Consider the following 20987-nt stretch of genomic DNA (forward strand, 5'->3'; position numbering starts at 1 on the left):
CAGCGCCGCGCTCAGCCCATCCGCTCCGAGACATATTCTCCCGGCGAGGCGGGGAAAACCACGGTCCTGTTGCCATTCAGGAAAACCCGGTGGTGGATATGGCCATGTATCGCGCGCGCCAACACCTGGCTCTCCACGTCGCGGCCGAGTGACACATAATCCATCGCGCTCTGTGCATGGGTTACCCTGATCGTGTCCTGCTCGATGATCGGCCCTTCATCGAGATCGGCGGTGACGTAGTGGGCGGTTGCTCCAATCAGCCGTACCCCGCGCTCATAGGCCTGCTTGTAGGGATTTGCGCCCTTGAATGATGGCAGGAAGGAGTGGTGGATGTTGATGATGCGGCCCGACATTTCCTGGCACAGCCGGTCCGACAGAACCTGCATGTAACGGGCGAGAACGACGAGTTCCGCGCCAGTATCCTGCACCACCTGCAGGATTTCCGCTTCGGCTTCCGGTTTTGTCTCAGGCGTGACGCGGATATGATGAAACGGAATGTCGTCGTTCACGACCTGCTTCTGATAATCGAGATGATTGGATATCACCGCGACGATCTTCACCGGCAATGCGCCGATGCGGGAGCGATAAAGCAGATCGTTGAGGCAATGACCGAAGCGCGACACCATGATCACCACTCTGGTTTTGCGGGAAAGGTCGTGGATGTCGTATTGCATGTCGAAGTCGACGGCGACCGGACCAAAACCCTCGGCGAGAGCGTCCCGCTCCAGCCCCTGCTCCGAAACGAAGCTCAACCGCATGAAAAAACGGCCGGTTTCCTGATCGGTGAATTGCGAGCTGTCATTGATATTGCAGCCGGACCGCGCGAGATATCCGGATACGGCCGCAACGATGCCGCTGCGCGCCGGGCACGAGACTTTCATGACATAGGTGGTCAAATCCTGCTCCCCTTGGTGGATCAGCTCCTGGACGGTTCTGAAACTGCAACGCCTTCAGGCGGTTTCGGCGGCGAGCTCCCTGCAGCCGGTTTCAAGCAGATGGCCGAGATGCGACGCGAAACTGTTCCAGACATCCATGCGGAACCGGTGTTCAGCGTCTCGCCAAAGCACCACGGTCACGCCGTCGAACATCGTCCGGCGTCCCTCGCCAACGGCAATCGTGTCGATGTCGCGGGCGCAGCCCAATGTCAGCAACTCAGCAGCCCGCGGACCTTCGATCAACATCGTCACTTCACGGCCGGAAATGTCGACAAGACTGTGCGGAAGGTCGGCATAAACGTCTGCGCAGGCCGCGATCAGCCTGTTGATTTCGGCCGTCGGTGCAACGACGGTCCACTCGTCGGGACCAAGGCGCAGAACGTCAATCTCACCGGAAGCGGCGCGGGCGCCGATCCGGTCGGGCAAGTCGAGGCCGAGGGCAGCGTTGAGCGGCGCCAGATCGCCGCGCGCACGCAGCGAAAACCGGGCTTGTGCGGCCGAGATGCTGACCCGTGCCGCTTTGCTTTCGGCAAGCACGCCGGAAACGGAGGAGGAAACGCGCATGTTCATTGTCGGCTCCGGGTCAGATTTTAAGGCGGGTGTTTTCGGGATCGACAAAGACCATCCCGGTGATTTTTGCGGCAATGGTGCGGTCCAGCATGGGAATATAGACGGTCTCACCCATCCGCTCATGGCCGCCTTCCACCAGAGCCAGCGCGATCGGCTGGCCAACGGCATCCGAATGGTAGGATGACGTTACGTGGCCAACCATCTTCATCGGGATCGGCTGTTTCGGATCGAAGACGATCTGCGCGCCCTCTTCCAGCTTCGAACGGTCTTCCGTCAGTAGACCGACGAGATGACGGCGGCCCTTGGCGACGAGATCGGGTCGCGCAAGACCGCGCTTGCCGACGAAATCGGGCTTGTTCCTGCCCACGGCCCAGCCCATCGCCGCATCATAGGGCGTCACCGTGCCGTCAGTATCCTGGCCAACGATGATGTAGCCCTTTTCCGCGCGCAACACGTGCATGGTCTCGGTGCCATAAGGCGTGATCCCATATTGCTGACCGGCCTCCCACAGGATTTCCCAGAGCTTGCGACCGAGCGGTGCCGGCACATTAACCTCAAAGCCGATCTCGCCGGTGAAGCTGACGCGGAACAGCCGCGCCGGCATGCCGGCAACGGTGCATTCCACGCAGGACATGTGCGGGAAGGCCTCTTCGGTCAGCTCGACACCTTCCACCAGCGGCGCGAGCAGCTTTGCCGCATTCGGACCGTTGAGAGCGATGGTGGACCATTGCTCCGTGGTCGAGGTCAGCCAGACATTGAGATCGGGCCATTCCGTCTGGAGGTAATCCTCCATCATGTTCAGCACCCGGGCGGCACCGCCCGTGGTGGTGGTGACATGGAAACGGTCTTCGGTCATGCGGCCGATAACGCCATCATCACGGATGAAGCCGTCATCGCCGAGCAGCAGGCCATAACGGCAGCGACCGGCAGCCAGCTTTGTCCAGGGATTGGTATACATGCGGTTCATGAACTCGACTGCATCAGGACCGACTACCTCGATCTTGCCCAGCGTCGAGGCATCGAAAATGCCCACACTCTGGCGCACCGCCCGGCATTCGCGGCGAACGGCGGCATCCATATCCTCGCCAGGCTTTGGAAAATACCAGGCGCGACGCCATTGTCCGACCGGCTCGTAAACCGCGCCATAGGCCTCAGCCCAACTGTCGATCTGCGTCTTGCGCGTCACTTCGAAATGCGCGCCCCGGTGATAACCGGCGAAGGCCCCAAAGGTTGTCGGCGTATAGGGCGGACGGAAGGTGGTGAGCCCAACTTCCGGCTGGCGTTTGCCCAGCGCTTCCGCAGCGATGTTGAGGCCGTTGATGTTGGACATCTTGCCCTGATCGGTCGCCATGCCGTTGGTGGTATAGCGTTTGACGTGCTCGATGGAGCGCATACCCTCTCGCACGGCGAGCCGCAAATCCTTGGCCGTCACGTCATTCTGGTAGTCTACGAAGGCCTTGGCCTTGCCGGCGTCGCGGTCACTCGGAAGCTCCGTGTGCGAGACACCGCTGCCGATACGATCATGATCGACCGCATGGCTGGAAACATTGGCGCTCTTGCCAACAGCTGCGACGACTTCACGGCCCCGCTCCGCACCATCCTTCAGCGCGGCCTCGATGCCCCAAAGCCCGCGTCCGGCGCCCGCTATCACACAATCCTCATTGGTGAGCGCTGGCAGGAAGGTCGTCCGCTCGTCATCCCAGGCGATCTTGCCCTGCGTGTGGGAAAAGAGATGCAGCGACGGCGTCCAGCCGCCCGACATCAGCACGGCATCGCAGGCAATTTCCTGACCTGCGCCGACCGTGGAACCATTCACCGGATTGACGCGAACCGATTTGACGCGCAATCGCCCCGACGTCGCTGTGACCGTATGCGAGAGCTTGACCGGAATTCCGAGCGCACGCGCCTCGTTTACCAGCTCCTCGCGCACCTTGGCGCGGGTATCGACAATGGCCTGAACAGATGCGCCAGCACCGTGAAGATCGAAAGCGGCATACCAGGCGCTGTCATGGCTCGTCACCACCACCGGACGATTGCCGACCTTGACGCCATAGCGGTTGAGATAGGTCTGGGCGGAACCCGCGAGCATCACGCCCGGCCGGTCATTGCCGTGGAAAACCAGCGGCTTTTCCAGTGCGCCCTGCGCCAGCACCACCTGACGCGCCCGAACGCGCCACAGGCGTTCGCGCGGCACATCCTTCGGCACGGTTTCGAGATGGTCGGTCAGCTTTTCGCAAAGGCCGATCATATTCTGATGGTAATAGGCAATCGCCGTGGTGCGTGTCATCACCTTGACGCCCTGATCCTTCAGGGCCTTCAATTCATCAGCAAGCCAGGTCCATGCGGGCTTGCCATCGATCTTTGCCTGGGGTTCGGACAGCAGCGTGCCGCCGGCTTCGGCATTTTCATCGACCAGCACGACCTTGCGGCCATCCACCGCCGCCACCCGTGCGGCAGCGAGACCGGCGGGACCGGCACCGACAATCAGCACATCACAATGCAGGTTACGCGAGGCATAGGTGTCAGGGTCTTCTTCTTTTGGGGAGACGCCAAGACCCGCGGCTGCGCGGATGAAGGGCTCATAGACCTTGTTCCAGAAGCTCTTCGGCCACATGAAGGTCTTGTAGTAGAAACCAGCCGAAAACAGCATATAGGCCATGTCGTTGACAGCGCCGATATCAAATTTCAGGCTCGGATATTTGTTCTGCGAGGTGGTTTCCAGCCCGTTCCAGATTTCCTGCACCGTGGCGCGGGTATTGGGCTCGAACCGGCCGGCGCCGCGGCGGGTGCCGATCAGCGCATTCGGCTCCTCGGAACCCGCCGCCACCGGGCCACGCGGGCGGTGGTATTTGAACGAGCGGCCCATAAGATGCACGCCATTGGCAAGAAGCGCGGAGGCGACGGTATCGCCCATGACGCCGCGATAGGTCTTGCCGTCGAAGGTAAAGCTGACCGAGCGGGAAGCATCCACCCGGCCCCGGCCGGAAACGCGATAGGAGTTCATTTCGACACCTCGGAGCTTGCGGTCAAGCGTGTCAGGGAGGACAGTTCAGGGCGCGGTTCACCCGCACGATAGGTCGTGAGGAAACGGTCACTTACCGTGTCACGCACGGCGTTGAAGAAGCGGCCGCAACCATGCAGGTGCCGCCAGCGCTCGAAATGCGGACCTTTGACGTTTTCGCGGATGAACAGGAATTCTTCCCATTGCTCATCACTCTGCGACGAGGGATCGGCAGCGCGGACGACATGGGCCTGCCCGGCATAGGTGAATTCGGCTTCGGGCAGCGTTTCGTTGCAATAGGGGCAGCGGATCAAAAGCATGGTCGTTATCCTCAGTGCGCCACGGCGGCGGCGGCGGCCTCATCGATCAGGCGGCCGGAGCGGAAGCGTTCCAGCGTGAACGGCGCGTTGATCGGGTGCGGTTCGTTTTTGGCGATGGTCCAGGCGAAGGTGTGGGCAGCACCCGGCGTGGCCTTGAACCCGCCAGTGCCCCAGCCACAATTCACGTAAAGCCCGTCGACAGGGGTCTTGCCGAGGATGGCCGAGCGATCCGGCGTGACGTCGACAATGCCGCCCCATTTGCGCAACATCCGCATGCGGTTGAAGATCGGGAAGATTTCGACGATGGCGGCGATCGTATGCTCGATCAGCGGTAGGCCACCGCGCTGCGAATAGGACGTATACTGGTCCGTGCCCGAACCGATCACCAGCTCGCCCTTGTCCGACTGGCTGATATAGGCATGGACCGCATTGGACATGACAACGCAGGGGAAAATCGGCTTGATCGGCTCCGATACCAGCGCCTGTAGCGGATAGCTCTCGAGCGGCAGGCGGACACCGGCCGTATCCATGACGACAGAGGTGTGGCCGGCGGCCGAAACTGCGACCTTCTTTGCCTTGATGAAGCCCCTCGCCGTCTCGACACCGGCAACGGAACCGTCGGCGTTGCGGCGAATAGCGGTGACCGGGCAGTTCTGGATGATATCCACACCGCGGGCGGCGGCACCGCGCGCATAACCCCAGGCGACCGCATCGTGGCGCGCCGTGCCCGCACGCTCCTGCAATGCGCCCCCCATGACAGGGTAACGCGCATTAGGCGAAAGGCTCAACGGCGGGCAATATTCCTTGCATTCCTCAGGCGTGAGCCAGCGATTGTCGACACCGTTCAGGCGATTGGAATGGATATGACGCTTAAAGCTCTGCACGTCGTGAACATTATGGGCCAGCATCAGCACGCCGCGCCGCGAATACATGACGTTGTAGTTCAGTTCCTGGCTGAGATTTTCCCAGAGATCGACGGCGTGATCGTAAAGACGGGCGCTTTCGTCATAGAGATAGTTGGAGCGGATGATCGTCGTGTTGCGGCCGGTATTGCCGCCGCCGAGCCAGCCCTTGTCGATGACCGCAACATTGGTGATGCCGTGCTGGCTGGCCAGATAATAGGCCGCCCCAAGACCATGGCCGCCGGCACCGACGATGATCACGTCATATTCGGCCTTCGGCTGGCTGTCGGGCCATTGTTCTTCCCAGTTTTTATTGCCCGTCAGGGCATTCTTCAAAAGACTGAAAGCATTAAAACGCGTCATGATCGGACCCGACGGTTGGAAAATCTGTTGTCGTAAAAGCTAAGATCATTTGCCATCGCCCGGCTGGACAATCGCGTCTGTTTGCATGAATATTTGCGTCATGAAATCGCACGCCGCCAAAAAACGCCTCAGCGTCGCCTTCCTGCTTGCCGACCGCTTTACGCTGTCAGCCTTTGCGAATTTCGTCGACGTGCTGCGCTTAGCCGCGGACGAGGCGGACCGCTCCCGACCCATCCTCTGCGAATGGTCGGTGCTCTCCGGAACGCTCGGCAGTGTGCAGTCGAGCTGCGGCGTGAAAGTGCAGCCGGATACGCGGCTGAGCGATGCCGGTCACTACGACTACATCGTCGTTGTCGGCGGATTGATCAGCGATCACAGCGCCCTGCCGCCGGAAGCACTGCGCTTCCTGAAAGACCGCGCAACGGCAGGCGTTCCGATTGTCGGCCTCTGCACCGGCGTCTTCATCCTCCACGAAGCGGGGCTGCTCGATGGCTATCGCTGTTGCGTAAGCTGGTTCCACCACCAGGATTTTCTCGACCGTTTCGATACGGTTCAGATGATCTCCGACCAGATCTTCGTCATCGACCGCGACCGGCTGACCTGTTCGGGCGGCCATGGTGCCGCGCATCTGGCGGCTTTCCTCGTCGAGCGCCATGTCGGCCAATCCGCCGCCATCAAGAGCCTTAACATCATGATGATCGACAGCGCGCTGAGCGGTGAGAAACCCCAGCCCGGTCAGCAGAGCACACGTAAGGCCAGCGATCCCCTTGTCAAAAAAGCGATCCTGCGGATGCAGCAGAATATCGAGGTTCCCAAGACCGTGCTGGAACTGGCAAGCGACCTCGGCCTTGGCCGCCGCAGCCTCGAGCGGCGTTTCCTCAATGATCTGAAGGCCACGCCATCCAAGGTCTATCTGGAGCTCCGTCTCGACCGGGCGCTCTCGCTCCTGCGCACCACGCACGACCCAATCACCCAGATCGCGCTTGCCACCGGCTTTTGCGACGCACCCCACCTTTCCCGTACGCTTCGAACCGAGCGCGGTTTTACGCCCAGCGAATATCGCAAGACACAGGCAGGCCACACGGCAACCGAGGAAGAATTTGCCGTTGGCGTGCTGCTTCCACAATCCTGAATGTGGTTGCGCCGATCTTACGAACCGCCGCTTTCGAAGGTTACCCGTCATCACCGCAGGAACGGCACGACAGGTTTGCTCGATAAATTCAAGGCATACGGCTGGAATAATCGGGGACGATCATTTTCCGATAAAGGTGCCATGTAGAATGGCCGAGAACGGGCACGACAACCGCTAAACCGACGAATGCCGGGATCGTCCCGAGAACGAGCATCGCAGCGACAATCAAGCCCCACAGCGCCACCGGAACCGGGTTGGCAAGCGTGGCACGGATGCTTGCATCCACCGCCGCGACCGCGCCGACATCCCGATCAAGCAGCAGAGGAAACGTCACCACCGTTGTCGCCAGCACGATGACGGCAAAAACGCAGCCAGCCAGATTGCCCCAGATGACGAGAGAGAGTCCTTGCGGGGTCATCAATACATCGGAGAGGAAGGTGGAGAGCGAAACCGGTGCCGTCGCCTCGAAATTCACGGAGTATATGCGCTGCGCAACAATCAGCCAGACGGCGAAAAGCGCAAGCAGCATGACGGCGACCGCGATGATCGACGGCAGTGCCGGAGAGTGACGAACCTCCGGCGCGTGCCGCCACGAACTATCCAACCCCTGTTCGCGCCGTCGACTGATTTCATAGAGGCCGATCGCCGCGACTGGGCCAATCAGTGCAAAACCCGACATCAGGGGATAGATCAGCGGCAGCATATTAGCGCCGGCACTCCACATCACCATGAGAACACCGGCGATCGGATACATGAGACAGAGAAAAAAATAATGGGACGGCTTTTCTTTAAAGTCCTCCAGTCCCAGCCTTAACGCGTCGGCTATATCTGCAATACCAATCTTGCGGACTTCCGGGCGGGCAAATTCGCCACTCGCACCGGCCATGACATGGAATGCCGTCATAGCACTTCTCCTCCTGCGCCATGATCCGGCTGGCAGTATGGGAACGCCCGGCGACTTTCACCCGTGCGTCAAACAGCAACCGGCCGACTTGTAATTTATCAAATTTCGTCGCCTTTGTCGCCTGTTCAATTCCACCCACTGGTCCCTCTACGCCAAGGGAGGTGTGACAGCTGTTGCCGAGGCGCCTTACCGCCCCCAGCAGCGGGCATTGTCTATGGCGCGTGCGAACAGGGCGTGATCTTCGGCGCCGACCGATCCATCGGGCGCGAATATCTCGGTCTCGCGCCGCATGGCGGCGACATCAATGCCGCACATTTCGGCCAGACCGAGCGCCGTCAACTCGCGCATGGCCGGCACGCAAATGGTCCGGCCGCTGGCTGCCGCCAGAAAACGGACAAAATAGCGGCTGTTCGACAGGCCGCCATCGATGGAGATCGTGTCGCCTATGGGAGCAACCGCCGATGCAGCTTCGATCAGCCGCGCCGTCAGCAGGGCAATGCCTTCCAGCACCGCGCGCACCATGTCACTCCGCTCGGTGGCGTGGTTCATACCGATGAACAGCGGCGCGGCGTGTCTTTCCCAATAAGGCGCGGCAAGGCCCGAAAACGCGGGTACGAACGCGAGACCACGGCGAATGGCCGATGGCCCCTCAAAACAATCGAGTTCGGCATTTTCAGCGTAGAGGCCAATCTTTCTCGCCCATTCGACCGCCGCGCCGGCATCATAGACGCCGCCTTCAATGGCGAAAACGGCAGGCGCGCCCTGCATCTGCCAGGCGATTGTTGGCAGAAGCTCTCCCGTCGATGGGCGCCCGTTACCGGCAACGGACAACAGAAACGCCCCCGTTCCGAAAGTTATCTTGCAATCGCCTGCCGTGCGGCAGCCGTGGCCATAAAGTGCGGCCTGCTGATCAACGATGGAAACGCGGATGGGCGTTCCCTCGATCGAGCCGAAGCCGCCGTCGACAGGGCCGACCATGGGCAGGCAATCCATCGTCACGCCATGCAGCGCGCAGAGCTCCGGACTCCAGTCTCCGGTTGAAAGATCCAGCAGCCCCGTGCGCGACGCCGTCGCAAGGTCGGTGCGGAAACAGCCCGTCAGCCGGTCCAGAAAGAACGCGTCGGTGGTGCCCAGCCGCAAACGCCCGGATGCCTTCGCCTCTGCCACTGCCGGATTGTGCCTGACCAGCCAGGCCAGTTTGCTGGCCGAAAAATACGGATCGAGAGGCAGCCCGCAAATCTCTTTCGAAAGATGTGTTGCCGAGGGCGGCAGGGCGGCCAGCGTTTGGGCGGTGCGGGCATCCTGCCAGACGATGACTGGCGAGAGCGCCTCACCGCTGACGGCATCCCACGCCAGACAACTTTCGCCCTGATTGGCAATGGCGATGGCGTCCACCGGCCCGGCGGCGGCGAGCACCGCGCGGATATTAACAAGCAGTTCTTCCGGATCATGCTCCACATGATTGGCGGCGGGGTAAAATTGTGCGTGACGCCGGCTGGCCACAATCTCCGCCTTGCCGCCATCGGTCACCACAAGGCACCGGGTTGACGTCGTCCCCTGGTCGATCGCCGCAACGCGCATCAACTGGTCTCCTGAAAATGAAAGGAAATCTGAGCCGCTTCAAACGCCGCAGCGGGAATGGGCACAAGCACACGGCGTTCAGGGAACCACTGGCCGGTCTTGCTCCACACTTCCTTTCCATCGAGATGAAGCGAAAGCAGGCCTCGAACACGTCTGGTGAAACGAAGCTGGAAGTCGCGAAAAGCCGGTCGTTTAAACCCGCCAGGCCGCAGCATGGCGGGGACTACCAGCTTGAGCGGTTCAGCGAACGTGACGGGAACGCCCGGCGCGCTGCAGGGTGCCCGGGCGAGATCGTTTGCCACCGCCGCGCCAACCCGACGGCCTTCGCGAAACGCCCAGCCGCCCGTTTCCACGGCCCGCAAGACATTTCCGCCGGCGAAGAAGATCGGATTGGCCATTCGCCCGTCCTGGTCGATCAACGGCCCGGCACTGCCTGCCGCCATCTCTACCGGGGATGCATCGAGAAGCGCCGCATCCGGCGTGAACCGCCCGGTGAGCAGAACACCATCGCATTGAACCGTCAGGATACGACCATCCACAAGACGGATATCCGCCTCCTCGACCCGGCCGCGGCCGCGGATATCCGTGAGTGCGGCGCCACAATGAAAGGGCACCCCAACAACCGGCGGGAAGCATCGAAAAGGCCACCGCGCTAATGGATAAGGTTCCGGCTCGATCATCGCCACCGGCCGGGCATGATGCGTAAGGCAGGTCAAAAGCGCAGAAAAGGAAACAAGTTCCGAACCGACGATCAGCGGCCGGCGAAATGGCATGATGCCGTGAAAGGCGACATAGGCTTGCAGCGTGCCGGTGGTGAGGACGCCCACCGGCCTGTCACCGGGCAGAAGCCGCGCGGAGCGTGGTTTTTCCCGCGCGCCCGTGGCCAACACGATACGCCGGGCCTTCAGTGTCTCGACGCCGCGTGCCGATGTCACCAGCAGCGTGCCATCCCGCCGCAGTTCGACCACGGAATGACCGGTGCGGATATCGATACCCGCTTCCTGCGCCTGCCGCTGCAGGCGTTGCGCATAAGCCGGGCCTAAATAGACGCGTCCGAATTCGCGCATGCCAAAAGGTGAATGCACGCAATGCCGGGTGGCGCCACCGAGAGCGGGTTCACGGTCGAGGATCATCACGCAGGGGATATCGCGCGCTTTCAGCTCAAGCGCCGCAGCCACGCCCGCCGGACCGCCGCCGACCACGATGACATCTGCATTCTCAAGGTGTTGATGCACGCGCTGAAACGGCTCCCCGGCGCTCATCGGTCCGCTCCCTCTCGGACGGAAAGCGGCGTTGCCAGACGGTCGCCGGTCATCGCCGCCAACCACGCGTTGCAATAAAAGCCCTGACAGCGCCCCATCCCTGCGCGGGTACGCCGCCGCAGGCCTCCGAAATCGCCGGGTGGCACCGGGCTCGAAAATGTCGCCTCGATTTCCCGGCGGGTGACGAGTTCGCAATGACAGACGATTTCGCCGTGATCGGCACGCTGCCAGTCCCGCCCGCAGGTTTCGGTCAGATTGGGCATCGTCACTTCAGGGATTGAGGATGGCGGGTTAAAACGCGTACCGAAACCTTCGTGAAGCCTCAGCGCATGCTGCGCCAGTCCGAGCGCGGCACTGAGGCCCGTGGAGCGAATGCCGCCGAGCGTGATCGCCCGCCGGTCTGGCCGGGTGGAAATCCGGTAGTGTTTCTTTTCAGAGGCCGGGCGCAGACCGGCATAAACAGCGGTCACGGAAACGGAGGCCAGCGCGGGAACGATTTCCGTACCGCGTTCCAGCAGTCCTTTCAGCGTCGCCGTCTCGACCGTCGCGCGTTCGCGATCTTCCTGCTCTTCCGCCGTCGGACCGACAAGAACGTTGCCGAAGGCGGTCGGGCACACCACGATGCCCTTGGTGATTTCGGTCGGAACGGGCAGAACAATGCGCGGCACATACCTACGGGCAGCCTTATCAAGCACCACGAACTGCCCCTTGCGGGGCTTGATGATGAAGTCGGGCGGAAATCCCAGACGTGCGTCGACGATATCTCCGAACAGCCCGGCGGCATTGACGACGCTGGCGGCAAATATGGTGCCCGCCGTCGTCTCTATCTGCCACACGCCGTCGAATGCACCGGACAGGACCTCCGCGTTGCGCAGCAGCTGGGCACCCAGCGCCACCGCCTGCGTGAGATAGCCGAGCGGCGCGGACCAGGGATCGATGATATGTTCGCCCGGAACGTCAAGTGCGGCGACAAGGCGGCCGGACAGGCCCGGCATGGCTTCACGGGCCTGCTCGGCCGTGCGTAACTCAAGCCCGGCAATGCCGTTGCGCCGCCCCTGTTCGGCGATCCCCTGCAGTTTTTCCGCTTCGCCCGGGTTCCAGGCGCAGACCAGTGCGCCGGTTTCGACGATGCTGAGACCCATCGGGCGATGAATGGAGAGATATTCCGCCCGGCCTGCCTTCACCAGTTCCAGCTCCAGGCTGCCTTCCGGCGCATCGAAACCGGTATGGAGGATGGCGCTATTGGCCTTGGAAGCGCCGGAGAGGATGTCGGGACCTTTTTCGATCACCACCACCTTCGCACCGGCCAGTGCGAAACGGCGGGCGACCGCGCAACCGACGACACCGGCGCCAATGACGGCGACATCAAATTCCGTAGAGGGGGTCTCGGCCATGGGGTTACCTTTGCCTTCGTCGTTCCGAGCGAGATCAACAGGCGCGACGAGTCGCACCGATGCAGAAGCGGTGTTGATAAACGGGGATGAAATCTTCGTCTTTGCCAGTCAGGGGCAGCCGGCACCGGCCGGCGACCCCCGCGACTTTACTTCACAAAAGTCTTTGTCAGGCCCGCCGTGCGGTCAACGATGAAAACGACGGCAAGTGTGAGCACGATCAAGAGAACGGAAATGGCCGCAACAAGCGGATCCGCCTGCGTCTCCACATGCTGATACATGGCGACCGGAAGCGTGGTGATGCGCGGACCCGTGAGGAACAGCGAAATCACGGCTTCGTCGAACGACACCAAAAAGGAAAGCGCCGCCGTCGCCACGACACCCGGCGCAATCATCGGCATGGTCACGCGGCGGAAAACCGTGAGCGGCGATGCGCCCAGGGTGGAGGCGGCCTCTTCGAAGATCAGCGGCAGGCCGGCAAGCGAGGTGGTAAGCACACGCAGCGCATAAGGCAGCACGATGATGAGATGCGCGATCACCAGACCGGTGAAGGTGCCGAGCAGACCGGCACCGGCAAAGACGATGAGAATAGCAAGGCCGAGAACGATTGTCGGCAGCAGCAGCGGCGCGGTGAAGAAGGCGAGAAGCGCGTCCGCGCCGATGACCCGCATGCGAACGATGGCATAGGAGGCCGGCAGCGCGATCAGCATGGACAGCACGGTGACGATGATGGCGAGAAGGGTGCTGGTGCCCAGCGCTCCCATCATCTTCGAATCATGCATGAGATCCACATACCAGCGCAGGCTCCAGCCCGAAGGCGGGAAAGCCATGTAGCTATCGGCCGAAAACGAGATCGGCACCACGAGCACCACGGGCGCCAGCAGAAAAACGAACATGATGAAGGCGACGATTTTCAGCGCCAGCGGAACGGGACGTTCTTCCATCTTTGATCTCCCTAAAGAATGGCCCGCAGAAGCCGGGAATAAAGCACCAGAGCCGCACCGAAGATCACGAGAATGATCATCGACAACGTCGCAGCGAGCGGCCAGTTGAGCGTCACGATGGCCTGATCGTAAATTTCCGTCGCCAGAAGGAAGACACGCCCGCCGCCAAGCAGCTTGGGGGTGATGAACGAACTGACGGCGAGGACGAAAGAGAGCAGGCAACCGAGCGCGACACCGGGCATGGTGAGCGGCACGATGATGCGCCAGAACACCTTCCAGGGCGATGCGCCGAGTGTTTCGGCCGCCTCCTCGACACGCGGATCGAGCCTGCCGAAACCGGCAAGCAGCGCCAGGATCATATAGGGCATCAGGATTTCGGTGAGACCGATGACAACGCCGACCTTGTTGAACAGCAGCCGCACACCGCTTTCCGCACCGAATGCGAAGAGGATATTGTTGATGAGGCCGTCATCGGCAAGGATCGCGATCCAGCCATAGGTACGCACCACGGCCGAGGTCAAAAGCGGCGAGATGACCAGTACCAGCAGCAGCGTCTTCCAGCGACCCTGCGCCCGGTGAAGATAGAGCGCGATGGGATAGGAAGCGATAAGCGTGAGGACGGTGATCAAGAGGCTGGTCAGAATGCTCTGGCCGATCAGTTCGATATAAAAACCGTCGGTCAGCGTCGATGTCCAGTTGTCGAGTGTGTGGGCTTCGCCAAGACCGCCGCCGCCGAGGCTTTCGCGGAAGGAAAGCAGGAGCAGGTTGAAGACCGGCATCACAAAGGCAAGGCCGTTGACCGCAATGATCGGCCCGAGAAGAAGCGTTGCGAGAAACACCATGGAGTATGTACGGCTGCCGGGAGCCGTGATCATGACCGCCGCTGTCATTGGTTTGCTCCGAAGACCAGCGTGTCCTCCACGCGCCAGACGAGGCTGACTGCGCTGCCCGCCGCCACCGGCGTTTCGCCGCCTGATGTGGCACGCTCTACGGACAGCGTCTGGCCGCCCGCGGCGATCTCGTAATGGAGGATGTCACCGGCATAATAGACATCGCGGACTTCACCGGCGATACGATTGACCGGCGCTCCCTCGAAATCGGGCGCGACGTCACCGGCCACCGTCATGGCCATGCGATGCGGCCGGACCATAAGGTCGATCTTGCCATTGTGCGAACCGGGCGCCCGCAATACCGCATCACCGACCGTGATGTGATCGCCGACCGCGTTTCCGACCAGGCGGTTGGTGCGGCCGACGAAAGAGGCGACGAATGCCGTCGCCGGGCGCTCGTAGAGGTCATGCGGCGTGCCGAGCTGTTCCAGACGCCCGCCATTGAGGACGGCGACCTTGTCGCACATGCTGAGCGCCTCCACCTGATCATGGGTGACGAAGATTGAAGTGATGCCGAGCTGTTTCTGGATACGGCGGATTTCAGAGCGCATCTCGTCGCGCAGCTTGGCGTCGAGATTGGAAAGAGGCTCGTCGAACAGGAGAATGGAGGGCTGGATGACGAGAGCACGTGCCAGTGCGACACGCTGCTGCTGGCCGCCGGAAAGCTGGGCCGGTCGGCGGTCCTCGCGCCCTTCCAGACGCACCATGGCGATTGCCTCACGGGCACGCCGTTCCGCTTCCGCAGCCGGCACCTTGCGCATTTCAAGACCGAACATGACGTTCTTGAGAACCGTCATATGCGGGAACAGCGCATAGCTCTGAAAGACAAGGCCAATATCGCGCTTGTAGGGCGCAAGCCGGGTTACGTCCTTGCCATCGATCAGGATCGAGCCCGACGTCACCGGGGCAAGCCCGGCAATCATGCGCAGCGACGTCGACTTGCCGCAGCCGGACGGACCGAGAAAGGCGACCAGTTCGCCTTTGGGTATCTCGAGATTGAGATTATCCACGGCTACCATGGTTTCATAGCGCTTGGTCAGCGAACGAATTGAGAGAAATCCTGGCTGCATGATGTCTGAAGTTCCCATTCTGGCTTTTTGCCTTTCTCCAGAGCATGTCAGACACTTGGCGTCTTGAACATGTCCTGTCCCTTGCGCGCCGACCCACCTCGCCACCGATCCGAGCGTCGGTGGGGAAGATGAGCCGAGAGGTTTGGTATGCTGCTTCCGCAGCCGACAAGGGGTGCGGAAGTCTTGCCATTTCTCACGCCAGGCGCGAAAAGCCTCAGCGGCTGAGCGGAATGACCTTGCGACGCCAGTCCTGCGTGATCTGGTCACGAACCTTCGAGAGGCCGATCCAGTCAACCGGAATGACCTTGTCCATCGCCTTGACGACCGTGCGATCGCTAACATCGGCAGTCACCGTGGCCTTGGCATTGGTCGGCGCATAATACATGGCGGCGGTGAAGGCGGCCTGGGCTTCCGGGCTCAATGCATAATCGACGAACTTGCGGGCCGCCTCGGACGAAGGGCCTCCTTTGACGAGGTTGAGCGTATTGATCTGGAGAATCGTACCTTCCTTCGGAAGAACGACCTTCATCTTGCCCTTGGAACCATCGGCATTCACCTGGCTGCGGGCGTTCCAGCCCACGCCCAGCGATACCTGGCCATTGACGACATTCGGATAGACTTCCGGTTTCGGTTCCCAGGTCTGGACGTTCGGCGCGACTTCGGCCATCGCACTGATGCCGGCGTCGATATTCTTGATGAAGTCTTTGCCGCCATTCATGTGATCCATGATGATCGTCGTGCCGATACCGACGATGTCAGGGGCGCTCAGCATGGCGACCTTGCCCTTGAAGGCGCTGTCTTTCAGGGCATTCCAGCTGCCCGGGGCGGTCTTGACCGCATCGGTATTGTAGATGAGAACCAGGTTGTCGAAAGTCACGCCAACACCGGCCACACCTTCGAAGCGCGCGTTCGGATAAAGGTCGGCGACATTCTTCGTCACGCTTTCATCGATCTTGTCGAACAGGCCTTCATCCGTGCCGGTTTTGGCAACAGAGACATCCATCAGCGCGATATCGGATTGCGGTGCAGCTTTCTGGGCGCGCAGCGAGCCGAGCATGGCGGCAGAACCCTGCTGCGGGAAATATTCGACCTTGATGTCAGGGTTGGCGGCCATGAAAGGCTCGATGACGGCCTTCGTGTAACGCTCCTGGAAAAGGCCGCTATAGCCGAGGAACGTCACGGTCTGCTGGGCCTGCGCCGGCAGGGCAGCCGCACCGAGCATGAGAATCCCACTCAGAAGTATCGTTTTCTTCATTGTCCTGTTCTCCTCTATTGTTATTGGGAGTGGCGAACGGATCCGCCACCCGTAAGCCTGTGTCAGGCGCTGAGCTTGGCCTGGACGAATTTATTGGCGCCCGAAATATCCGGCAGCTTCTCGCCGTTGCGCAGGCGCTCCAGAAGCACGATCTCGGCTTCCTGCATGCCGATGGCGCGCTCCGCCATGGCGCGAGCCTGGCTCGGATGAAGGGCGACCACGCCGCTCTCATCGCACAGGATCGCATCACCCGGATTGATCACCTGGCCGCCAACGCTGATTGGAATATTGATCGCGCCTTCCAGACCGAGGATCTTCGTGGTGATCGGCGACGGACCGCGGCACCACATGGGCATGTCCACCTTCGTGAACTCCGAGAAATCGGTCGCCGGACCATCGACGACACCGGCTTTGACACCGGCCATCTTCATGGTGTTGGTGATGACGCCGCCCCAGCAGGCGTGGCGGGTATCACCGCAACGGTCGATGAGAACGATATCGCCCGGACGCACGAGTTGCGTCAGGTAGTGCAGCATGGTCGAATCCGCATTCGGGATGCGAAGCGTGACGGCGGTGCCCGCCACGCGCTTGCCCGGAAGGACCGCCCGGATTTCAGGATCGACGAAACCGGAATGGAGCACATGGCCGATCGTGGCGACTTCGACCTTTTCAAGAAGTTCGATGATGTCGGGGCCGATCTGTTCCGGCATGGGGTTGACGATAAACATTGGGTCTTTCTCCGATCAGAGAACGTGGTGGTTCGCCACCGGCACGTTGGCGCGCACCTTGGCCGAATAGTCGAAGTCGAGAGCGGCGCCGGCTGTCCCGACAGTGTCGGAGCATTGCGCGACGATGTGACCCCACGGATCGATGACCATGGAATGTCCCCAGCAGGCTTTCTTTCCACCCGCATGGGTGCCGATCTGTCCGACGGCGAGGAAATAGGTCTGCGTCTCGACGGCGCGGGCGCGGGCCAGCACTTCCCAATGGTCCTTCCCCGTCATCAGCGTGAATGCAGCCGGCAGAACGATGACATCCGCGCCCTTGTCCCGCAGCGCACGGAACAGTTCCGGGAAGCGGATATCGTAGCAGATGCCGCAACCGACCGTCTTGTCGCCAACCTTATAGGTTACGACCTCTTCGCCGCGGGCGACGGAATCGGATTCGCGGTAGCTGATGCCGTTCGGCGTATCGACGTCGAACAGGTGAATCTTGCGATAACGGGCGATCTGCTTGCCATCAGGGCCGAAAACGAGGGTCGAATTATAGAAGCGGTTGCCTTCCTTCTCAACGATGGAGCCGGCATGGAGCGTTATGGCATGCTTCTTCGCGAGCCCCGAAAGCAGCGTATAGATTTCACCGCCGGGAAATTCCTCGCCGCTTTCATGCATCTCCTGAGGATTATCTCCAAGAAATGCAAAGTATTCAGGAAGAACAACAAGGTCTGGATTGTCCGCCTTGACTGCCTTCTCAATCAAATCGACAGCAACCTTCAGGTTCTCTGCCTTGTCATTCTGGGTATTCATTTGAACAAGTGAGACTTTCACGTTGCTCTCCTCTCATGTTGCGAGGAGAATTAAGAACGGGAACTGTTTTCGTGACAAACGGAAAAACTCTATCGAAACCCATAAGATAAGCTTATAGATTAATCATCTTGCAATGCAGCATAAAAATTAAGCTGCGGCGGTCATCCACTGAATCGTGGTTTCACTGACGATTTCCGTCGCCATGTCGGCGATCGCGCGGGCGAGCGCATTGTCGCCTCGCTCCTGGTAAACCGTGTGAAAGGTCAGGGGCGGCACCGATGGCGTGATGTCGAGAATACGCGCTTCGCCAGATTTGATGATGCCGTCCACCAAGACACGCGGCAGCGCACCGACGCCGACGGCCGTGGCCACGAGGCGTGTCATGATCGACAGCGAATTCGAATTATAAATCCGGCTGTCGGACAGGCCGTGCGAATCCAGAAGCGCCCGCAACGCCTGATGCGGCTGCGAGCCGGTGGAGTAGGTAAGCAACGGAAAATGCGCGATATCTTCAAGCGTCACGCCGGTTTCCGGCAGCGGCAGTTCGACCGCGCCCACCCAGCAGGATTCGAAGGTGCAAAGCGGTGAGTTATAGATGTCAGCAGCCATGATCGGCCCCATGATGAAGCCGACATCCACCTCGCCGTTCTGGATACGCTGTGAAAGTTTCAGGCTGGTATCGATTGTCAGATCCAGACTGACGCCGGGATATTGCTCGTTCATGCGGCGGATGAGAAGCGGCAGCCAGGCATACACGATCGTATCGGCAGCACCGATCCGCACAGTCCCCCTCAGCGCTTCCCGATTGCTGACGATTTGCCGGAATTCGCCGGTGAGGTTGACGATCTTTTCGGCATGTTGCAGCGCCAGACGACCGGCGGGCGTCAGGTTGACGCAGCGCACATCACGCGTGAACAGCACGACGCCGAGCTCCCGCTCCAGCGCGGCGATGCGGTTTGAAACAGATGCCTGGGTCGTGTGCAAGCGTTCCGCGGCTGCCGAAAAGCTGCTCAATCGGGCAGCCCAGAGAAAGGTTTCGAGGAATCGGGTATTCATGGCTCAATCTTCTCGGATGGCTGCGCGATCCAGCTTCAAGTCTCTGGCGTCGTCTCGCCCTTGGCATCTGTGGTTCAAGAGGCAGTATGTCCGATGGGCGCGCCCATAAGCAAGTGATCACCGCCGCGTTTGCAGGGGGCGAAAATGAGCCTTGAGGTGACGGTATGACGGACAGCCAACAAATCCGCACCATCCGATTCCGGCGCTTATCGCGGTCAAGCGGCGCGTTATCGTGTCGTCTATGCCGGCTTTGCAACACTTGGCGGAACTTGGCGTTATAAAGGCATAAAGTTTCTAGATGCCAGGGGCGACATGGACGACAGCTTGACCGTTCCCAAGATCAACCGGCTCGTATTGCAAAATCTCGTAACCGGGCTGAGCGACGGGCTGATCCTTCTCGAAAACGACGGAACAATCGCCTGGGCCAACAGGGCGGCGCTTGTGATGCACCGCATAGAATCGGTATCCGAACTCGGCGACGATACCGAAAGCTACCGGCGGAATTTCACGCTTCGGTATCGCAATAATCACCTTCTAGAAGCAGGGCAGTATCCGCTTGAGCGGCTTCTTGCCGGCGAGACCTTTGAAGACGTCACGGTGGAAATATCGCCGAGTGACGATGAAACCGAATGCTGGGTGCACACCGTGCGTGGCCTTATCCTGGAAGATGCCGGCGCGAAACCGGATGTGCTGGTGCTGATCATTCGTGACGAAACGCCGCGCTACGAAGCGGAGGCACGTTTCGAGAGTGCTTTTAACGCAAATCCCGCACCTGGTCTCATCTGCAGGCTTGAAGACCAGCGCTTCATTCGCGTCAACCAGGGCTTTTTGGAAATGACCGGCTTCAGCCGGGAGGATATTATCGGCATCAGCGTCGAGGAACTCGGCCTGTTTTCCGAATGCGATACCGGCGAGGATGCGCTGAAACGCCTGCATGAAGGACGTGTCATACGCCAGCGTGAGGCGCTCATCCCCATTCCCGGCGGCGACCGGCTGGTGATTGTGGCGGGAGAAACCATCGCCGTTGCCGAAGAGCCGTGCATGCTTTTTACCTTCGCCGATCTCGACGGCCGCCGGAAAGCACAAAATGCCCTTCGCCAGAGCGAGGAGCGCTTTTTCAAATCCTTCCGACTCTCGCCTGCACCGGCTGCGATTTCGAGGCTTGAAGATTTCGTGCTGACAGAAGTCAACGATGCATTTCTGACGCTGTGCGGACGCAAGGAAGCCGAGGTGGTGGGCAAGACGGCGAGCGAACTGAAATTGTGGGACGATGTGGCAGCACGGCGCGATGTCGAAAAGCGGCTGAAGGACAATATCCCGATCCGCAACGAGAACCTGCGCATGAACCTTGCCGATGGCAGCGCGGCCGAATGTATCGTTTCTGCAGAACGCGCCGAGATCAATGACCAGCTCTGTGTCATCTGGGCGATACAGGATGTGACGGAACGACGCCGCTCCGAGAACGAACTGATCGAGGCGATCGAGAGCGTCATGGCCGATACATCATGGTTCAGTCGCACCGTGGTGGAACGGCTGGCAGGGCTCAGGCAGAATTCCCGCGGGGCGTCATCCTCCGCTTCGCTCAAGGATCTCACCGAGCGTGAAGAGCAGATATTGTCTCTGATCTGCGACGGATGCAGCGACAAGGAAATGAGCGACCGGTTGAACCTGTCCAGACATACCATCCGCAATCATATTGCGTCGCTATACGGCAAGATCGGCGTTAACCGCCGCACGGCGGCGGTCATCTGGGCTAGGGAGCGCGGTTTTGCCGGCCGCCGGGAAAAACAACATTCGCCACCCGCAAAATAGGTCAATTTGTACCAGTTGAACTAGTAGCTAATGCTCTGCAAGGAGCACTATTCCAGGGCTACCTTTCCATCAT

The 20987-nt window shown here is 60.6% G+C and carries 18 protein-coding genes; 2 read left to right on the forward strand and 16 right to left on the reverse strand.

The window, feature by feature from the left end:
• Nucleotides 1–11: 11 nt before the first annotated feature.
• From purU to EYD00_RS15740, 5 genes are read right to left on the reverse strand one after another with little or no spacing between them, the layout of a single operon-like run.
• Nucleotides 12–896, reverse strand: a complete 885-nt coding sequence (gene purU, locus EYD00_RS15720; protein WP_034496963.1) for a formyltetrahydrofolate deformylase — start codon at nt 894–896, stop codon at nt 12–14.
• Between the two features lie 54 nt (nt 897–950).
• Nucleotides 951–1505: a sarcosine oxidase subunit gamma family protein gene (soxG, locus tag EYD00_RS15725; protein ID WP_034496965.1), complete on the reverse strand. Its 555-nt coding sequence runs from the start codon at nt 1503–1505 to the stop codon at nt 951–953.
• A gap of 13 nt (nt 1506–1518) precedes the next feature.
• Complete coding sequence (locus tag EYD00_RS15730; protein WP_034496968.1) at nt 1519–4509, reverse strand: sarcosine oxidase subunit alpha; 2991 nt, start codon at nt 4507–4509, stop codon at nt 1519–1521.
• Entirely contained in the window at nt 4506–4826 is a 321-nt protein-coding gene (locus EYD00_RS15735; protein WP_004445406.1) for a sarcosine oxidase subunit delta, read from the reverse strand. The genes EYD00_RS15730 and EYD00_RS15735 overlap by 4 nt, the downstream gene beginning before the upstream one ends.
• A gap of 11 nt (nt 4827–4837) precedes the next feature.
• Complete coding sequence (locus tag EYD00_RS15740) at nt 4838–6091, reverse strand: sarcosine oxidase subunit beta family protein (protein ID WP_034496971.1); 1254 nt, start codon at nt 6089–6091, stop codon at nt 4838–4840.
• Nucleotides 6092–6176: 85 nt separating this feature from the next.
• Between EYD00_RS15740 and EYD00_RS15745 the strand changes: the two genes are divergently transcribed.
• On the forward strand, nt 6177–7223 hold the full coding sequence (locus EYD00_RS15745) for a GlxA family transcriptional regulator (RefSeq protein ID WP_006698401.1): 1047 nt from the start codon (nt 6177–6179) through the stop codon (nt 7221–7223).
• Between the two features lie 88 nt (nt 7224–7311).
• Here the strand turns inward: EYD00_RS15745 and EYD00_RS15750 are convergent, their stop codons facing one another.
• The 11 genes from EYD00_RS15750 to EYD00_RS15800 all read right to left on the reverse strand — a co-directional run bounded on the left by EYD00_RS15750 (nt 7312) and on the right by EYD00_RS15800 (nt 19102).
• A complete protein-coding gene (locus tag EYD00_RS15750; RefSeq protein ID WP_034496973.1) occupies nt 7312–8127 on the reverse strand; it encodes a DUF2189 domain-containing protein in 816 nt (271 codons plus the stop codon).
• A 186-nt stretch (nt 8128–8313) separates the two neighbouring features.
• Nucleotides 8314–9708 (reverse strand): FGGY family carbohydrate kinase, encoded by a 1395-nt coding sequence (locus tag EYD00_RS15755; RefSeq protein WP_034496974.1) that lies wholly within the window; start codon nt 9706–9708, stop codon nt 8314–8316.
• Nucleotides 9708–10970, reverse strand: a complete 1263-nt coding sequence (locus tag EYD00_RS15760; RefSeq protein ID WP_034496976.1) for an NAD(P)/FAD-dependent oxidoreductase — start codon at nt 10968–10970, stop codon at nt 9708–9710. The genes EYD00_RS15755 and EYD00_RS15760 overlap by 1 nt, the downstream gene beginning before the upstream one ends.
• The gene (locus EYD00_RS15765; RefSeq protein WP_034496979.1) at nt 10967–12364 is read right to left on the reverse strand and encodes an NAD(P)/FAD-dependent oxidoreductase; all 1398 of its coding nucleotides are present in this window, start codon (nt 12362–12364) and stop codon (nt 10967–10969) included. The genes EYD00_RS15760 and EYD00_RS15765 overlap by 4 nt, the downstream gene beginning before the upstream one ends.
• Before the next feature lie 146 nt (nt 12365–12510).
• Nucleotides 12511–13305 (reverse strand): ABC transporter permease, encoded by a 795-nt coding sequence (locus EYD00_RS15770; RefSeq protein WP_034496981.1) that lies wholly within the window; start codon nt 13303–13305, stop codon nt 12511–12513.
• Nucleotides 13306–13316: 11 nt separating this feature from the next.
• Nucleotides 13317–14195 (reverse strand): ABC transporter permease, encoded by an 879-nt coding sequence (locus tag EYD00_RS15775; protein WP_034496983.1) that lies wholly within the window; start codon nt 14193–14195, stop codon nt 13317–13319.
• A complete protein-coding gene (locus EYD00_RS15780) occupies nt 14192–15265 on the reverse strand; it encodes an ABC transporter ATP-binding protein (RefSeq protein WP_004445420.1) in 1074 nt (357 codons plus the stop codon). Before EYD00_RS15780 ends, EYD00_RS15775 begins: the two co-directional genes overlap by 4 nt.
• A gap of 214 nt (nt 15266–15479) precedes the next feature.
• On the reverse strand, nt 15480–16520 hold the full coding sequence (locus tag EYD00_RS15785) for an ABC transporter substrate-binding protein (protein ID WP_034496985.1): 1041 nt from the start codon (nt 16518–16520) through the stop codon (nt 15480–15482).
• Between the two features lie 62 nt (nt 16521–16582).
• A complete protein-coding gene (locus EYD00_RS15790; RefSeq protein ID WP_006698407.1) occupies nt 16583–17248 on the reverse strand; it encodes an RraA family protein in 666 nt (221 codons plus the stop codon).
• A 15-nt stretch (nt 17249–17263) separates the two neighbouring features.
• Entirely contained in the window at nt 17264–18046 is a 783-nt protein-coding gene (locus EYD00_RS15795) for a carbon-nitrogen hydrolase family protein (protein WP_034496988.1), read from the reverse strand.
• Nucleotides 18047–18193: 147 nt separating this feature from the next.
• Nucleotides 18194–19102, reverse strand: coding sequence for a LysR family transcriptional regulator (locus tag EYD00_RS15800; protein ID WP_034496991.1), 909 nt, complete (start codon nt 19100–19102; stop codon nt 18194–18196).
• A 312-nt stretch (nt 19103–19414) separates the two neighbouring features.
• On the opposite strand from EYD00_RS15800, the gene EYD00_RS15805 reads away from it, so the two are divergent.
• Nucleotides 19415–20914 (forward strand): helix-turn-helix transcriptional regulator, encoded by a 1500-nt coding sequence (locus EYD00_RS15805; protein ID WP_022562864.1) that lies wholly within the window; start codon nt 19415–19417, stop codon nt 20912–20914.
• The last annotated feature ends 73 nt before the right edge of the window (nt 20915–20987 follow it).

Source organism: Agrobacterium sp. 33MFTa1.1 (assembly GCF_004328495.1).
Classification (GTDB): domain Bacteria; phylum Pseudomonadota; class Alphaproteobacteria; order Rhizobiales; family Rhizobiaceae; genus Agrobacterium; species Agrobacterium pusense.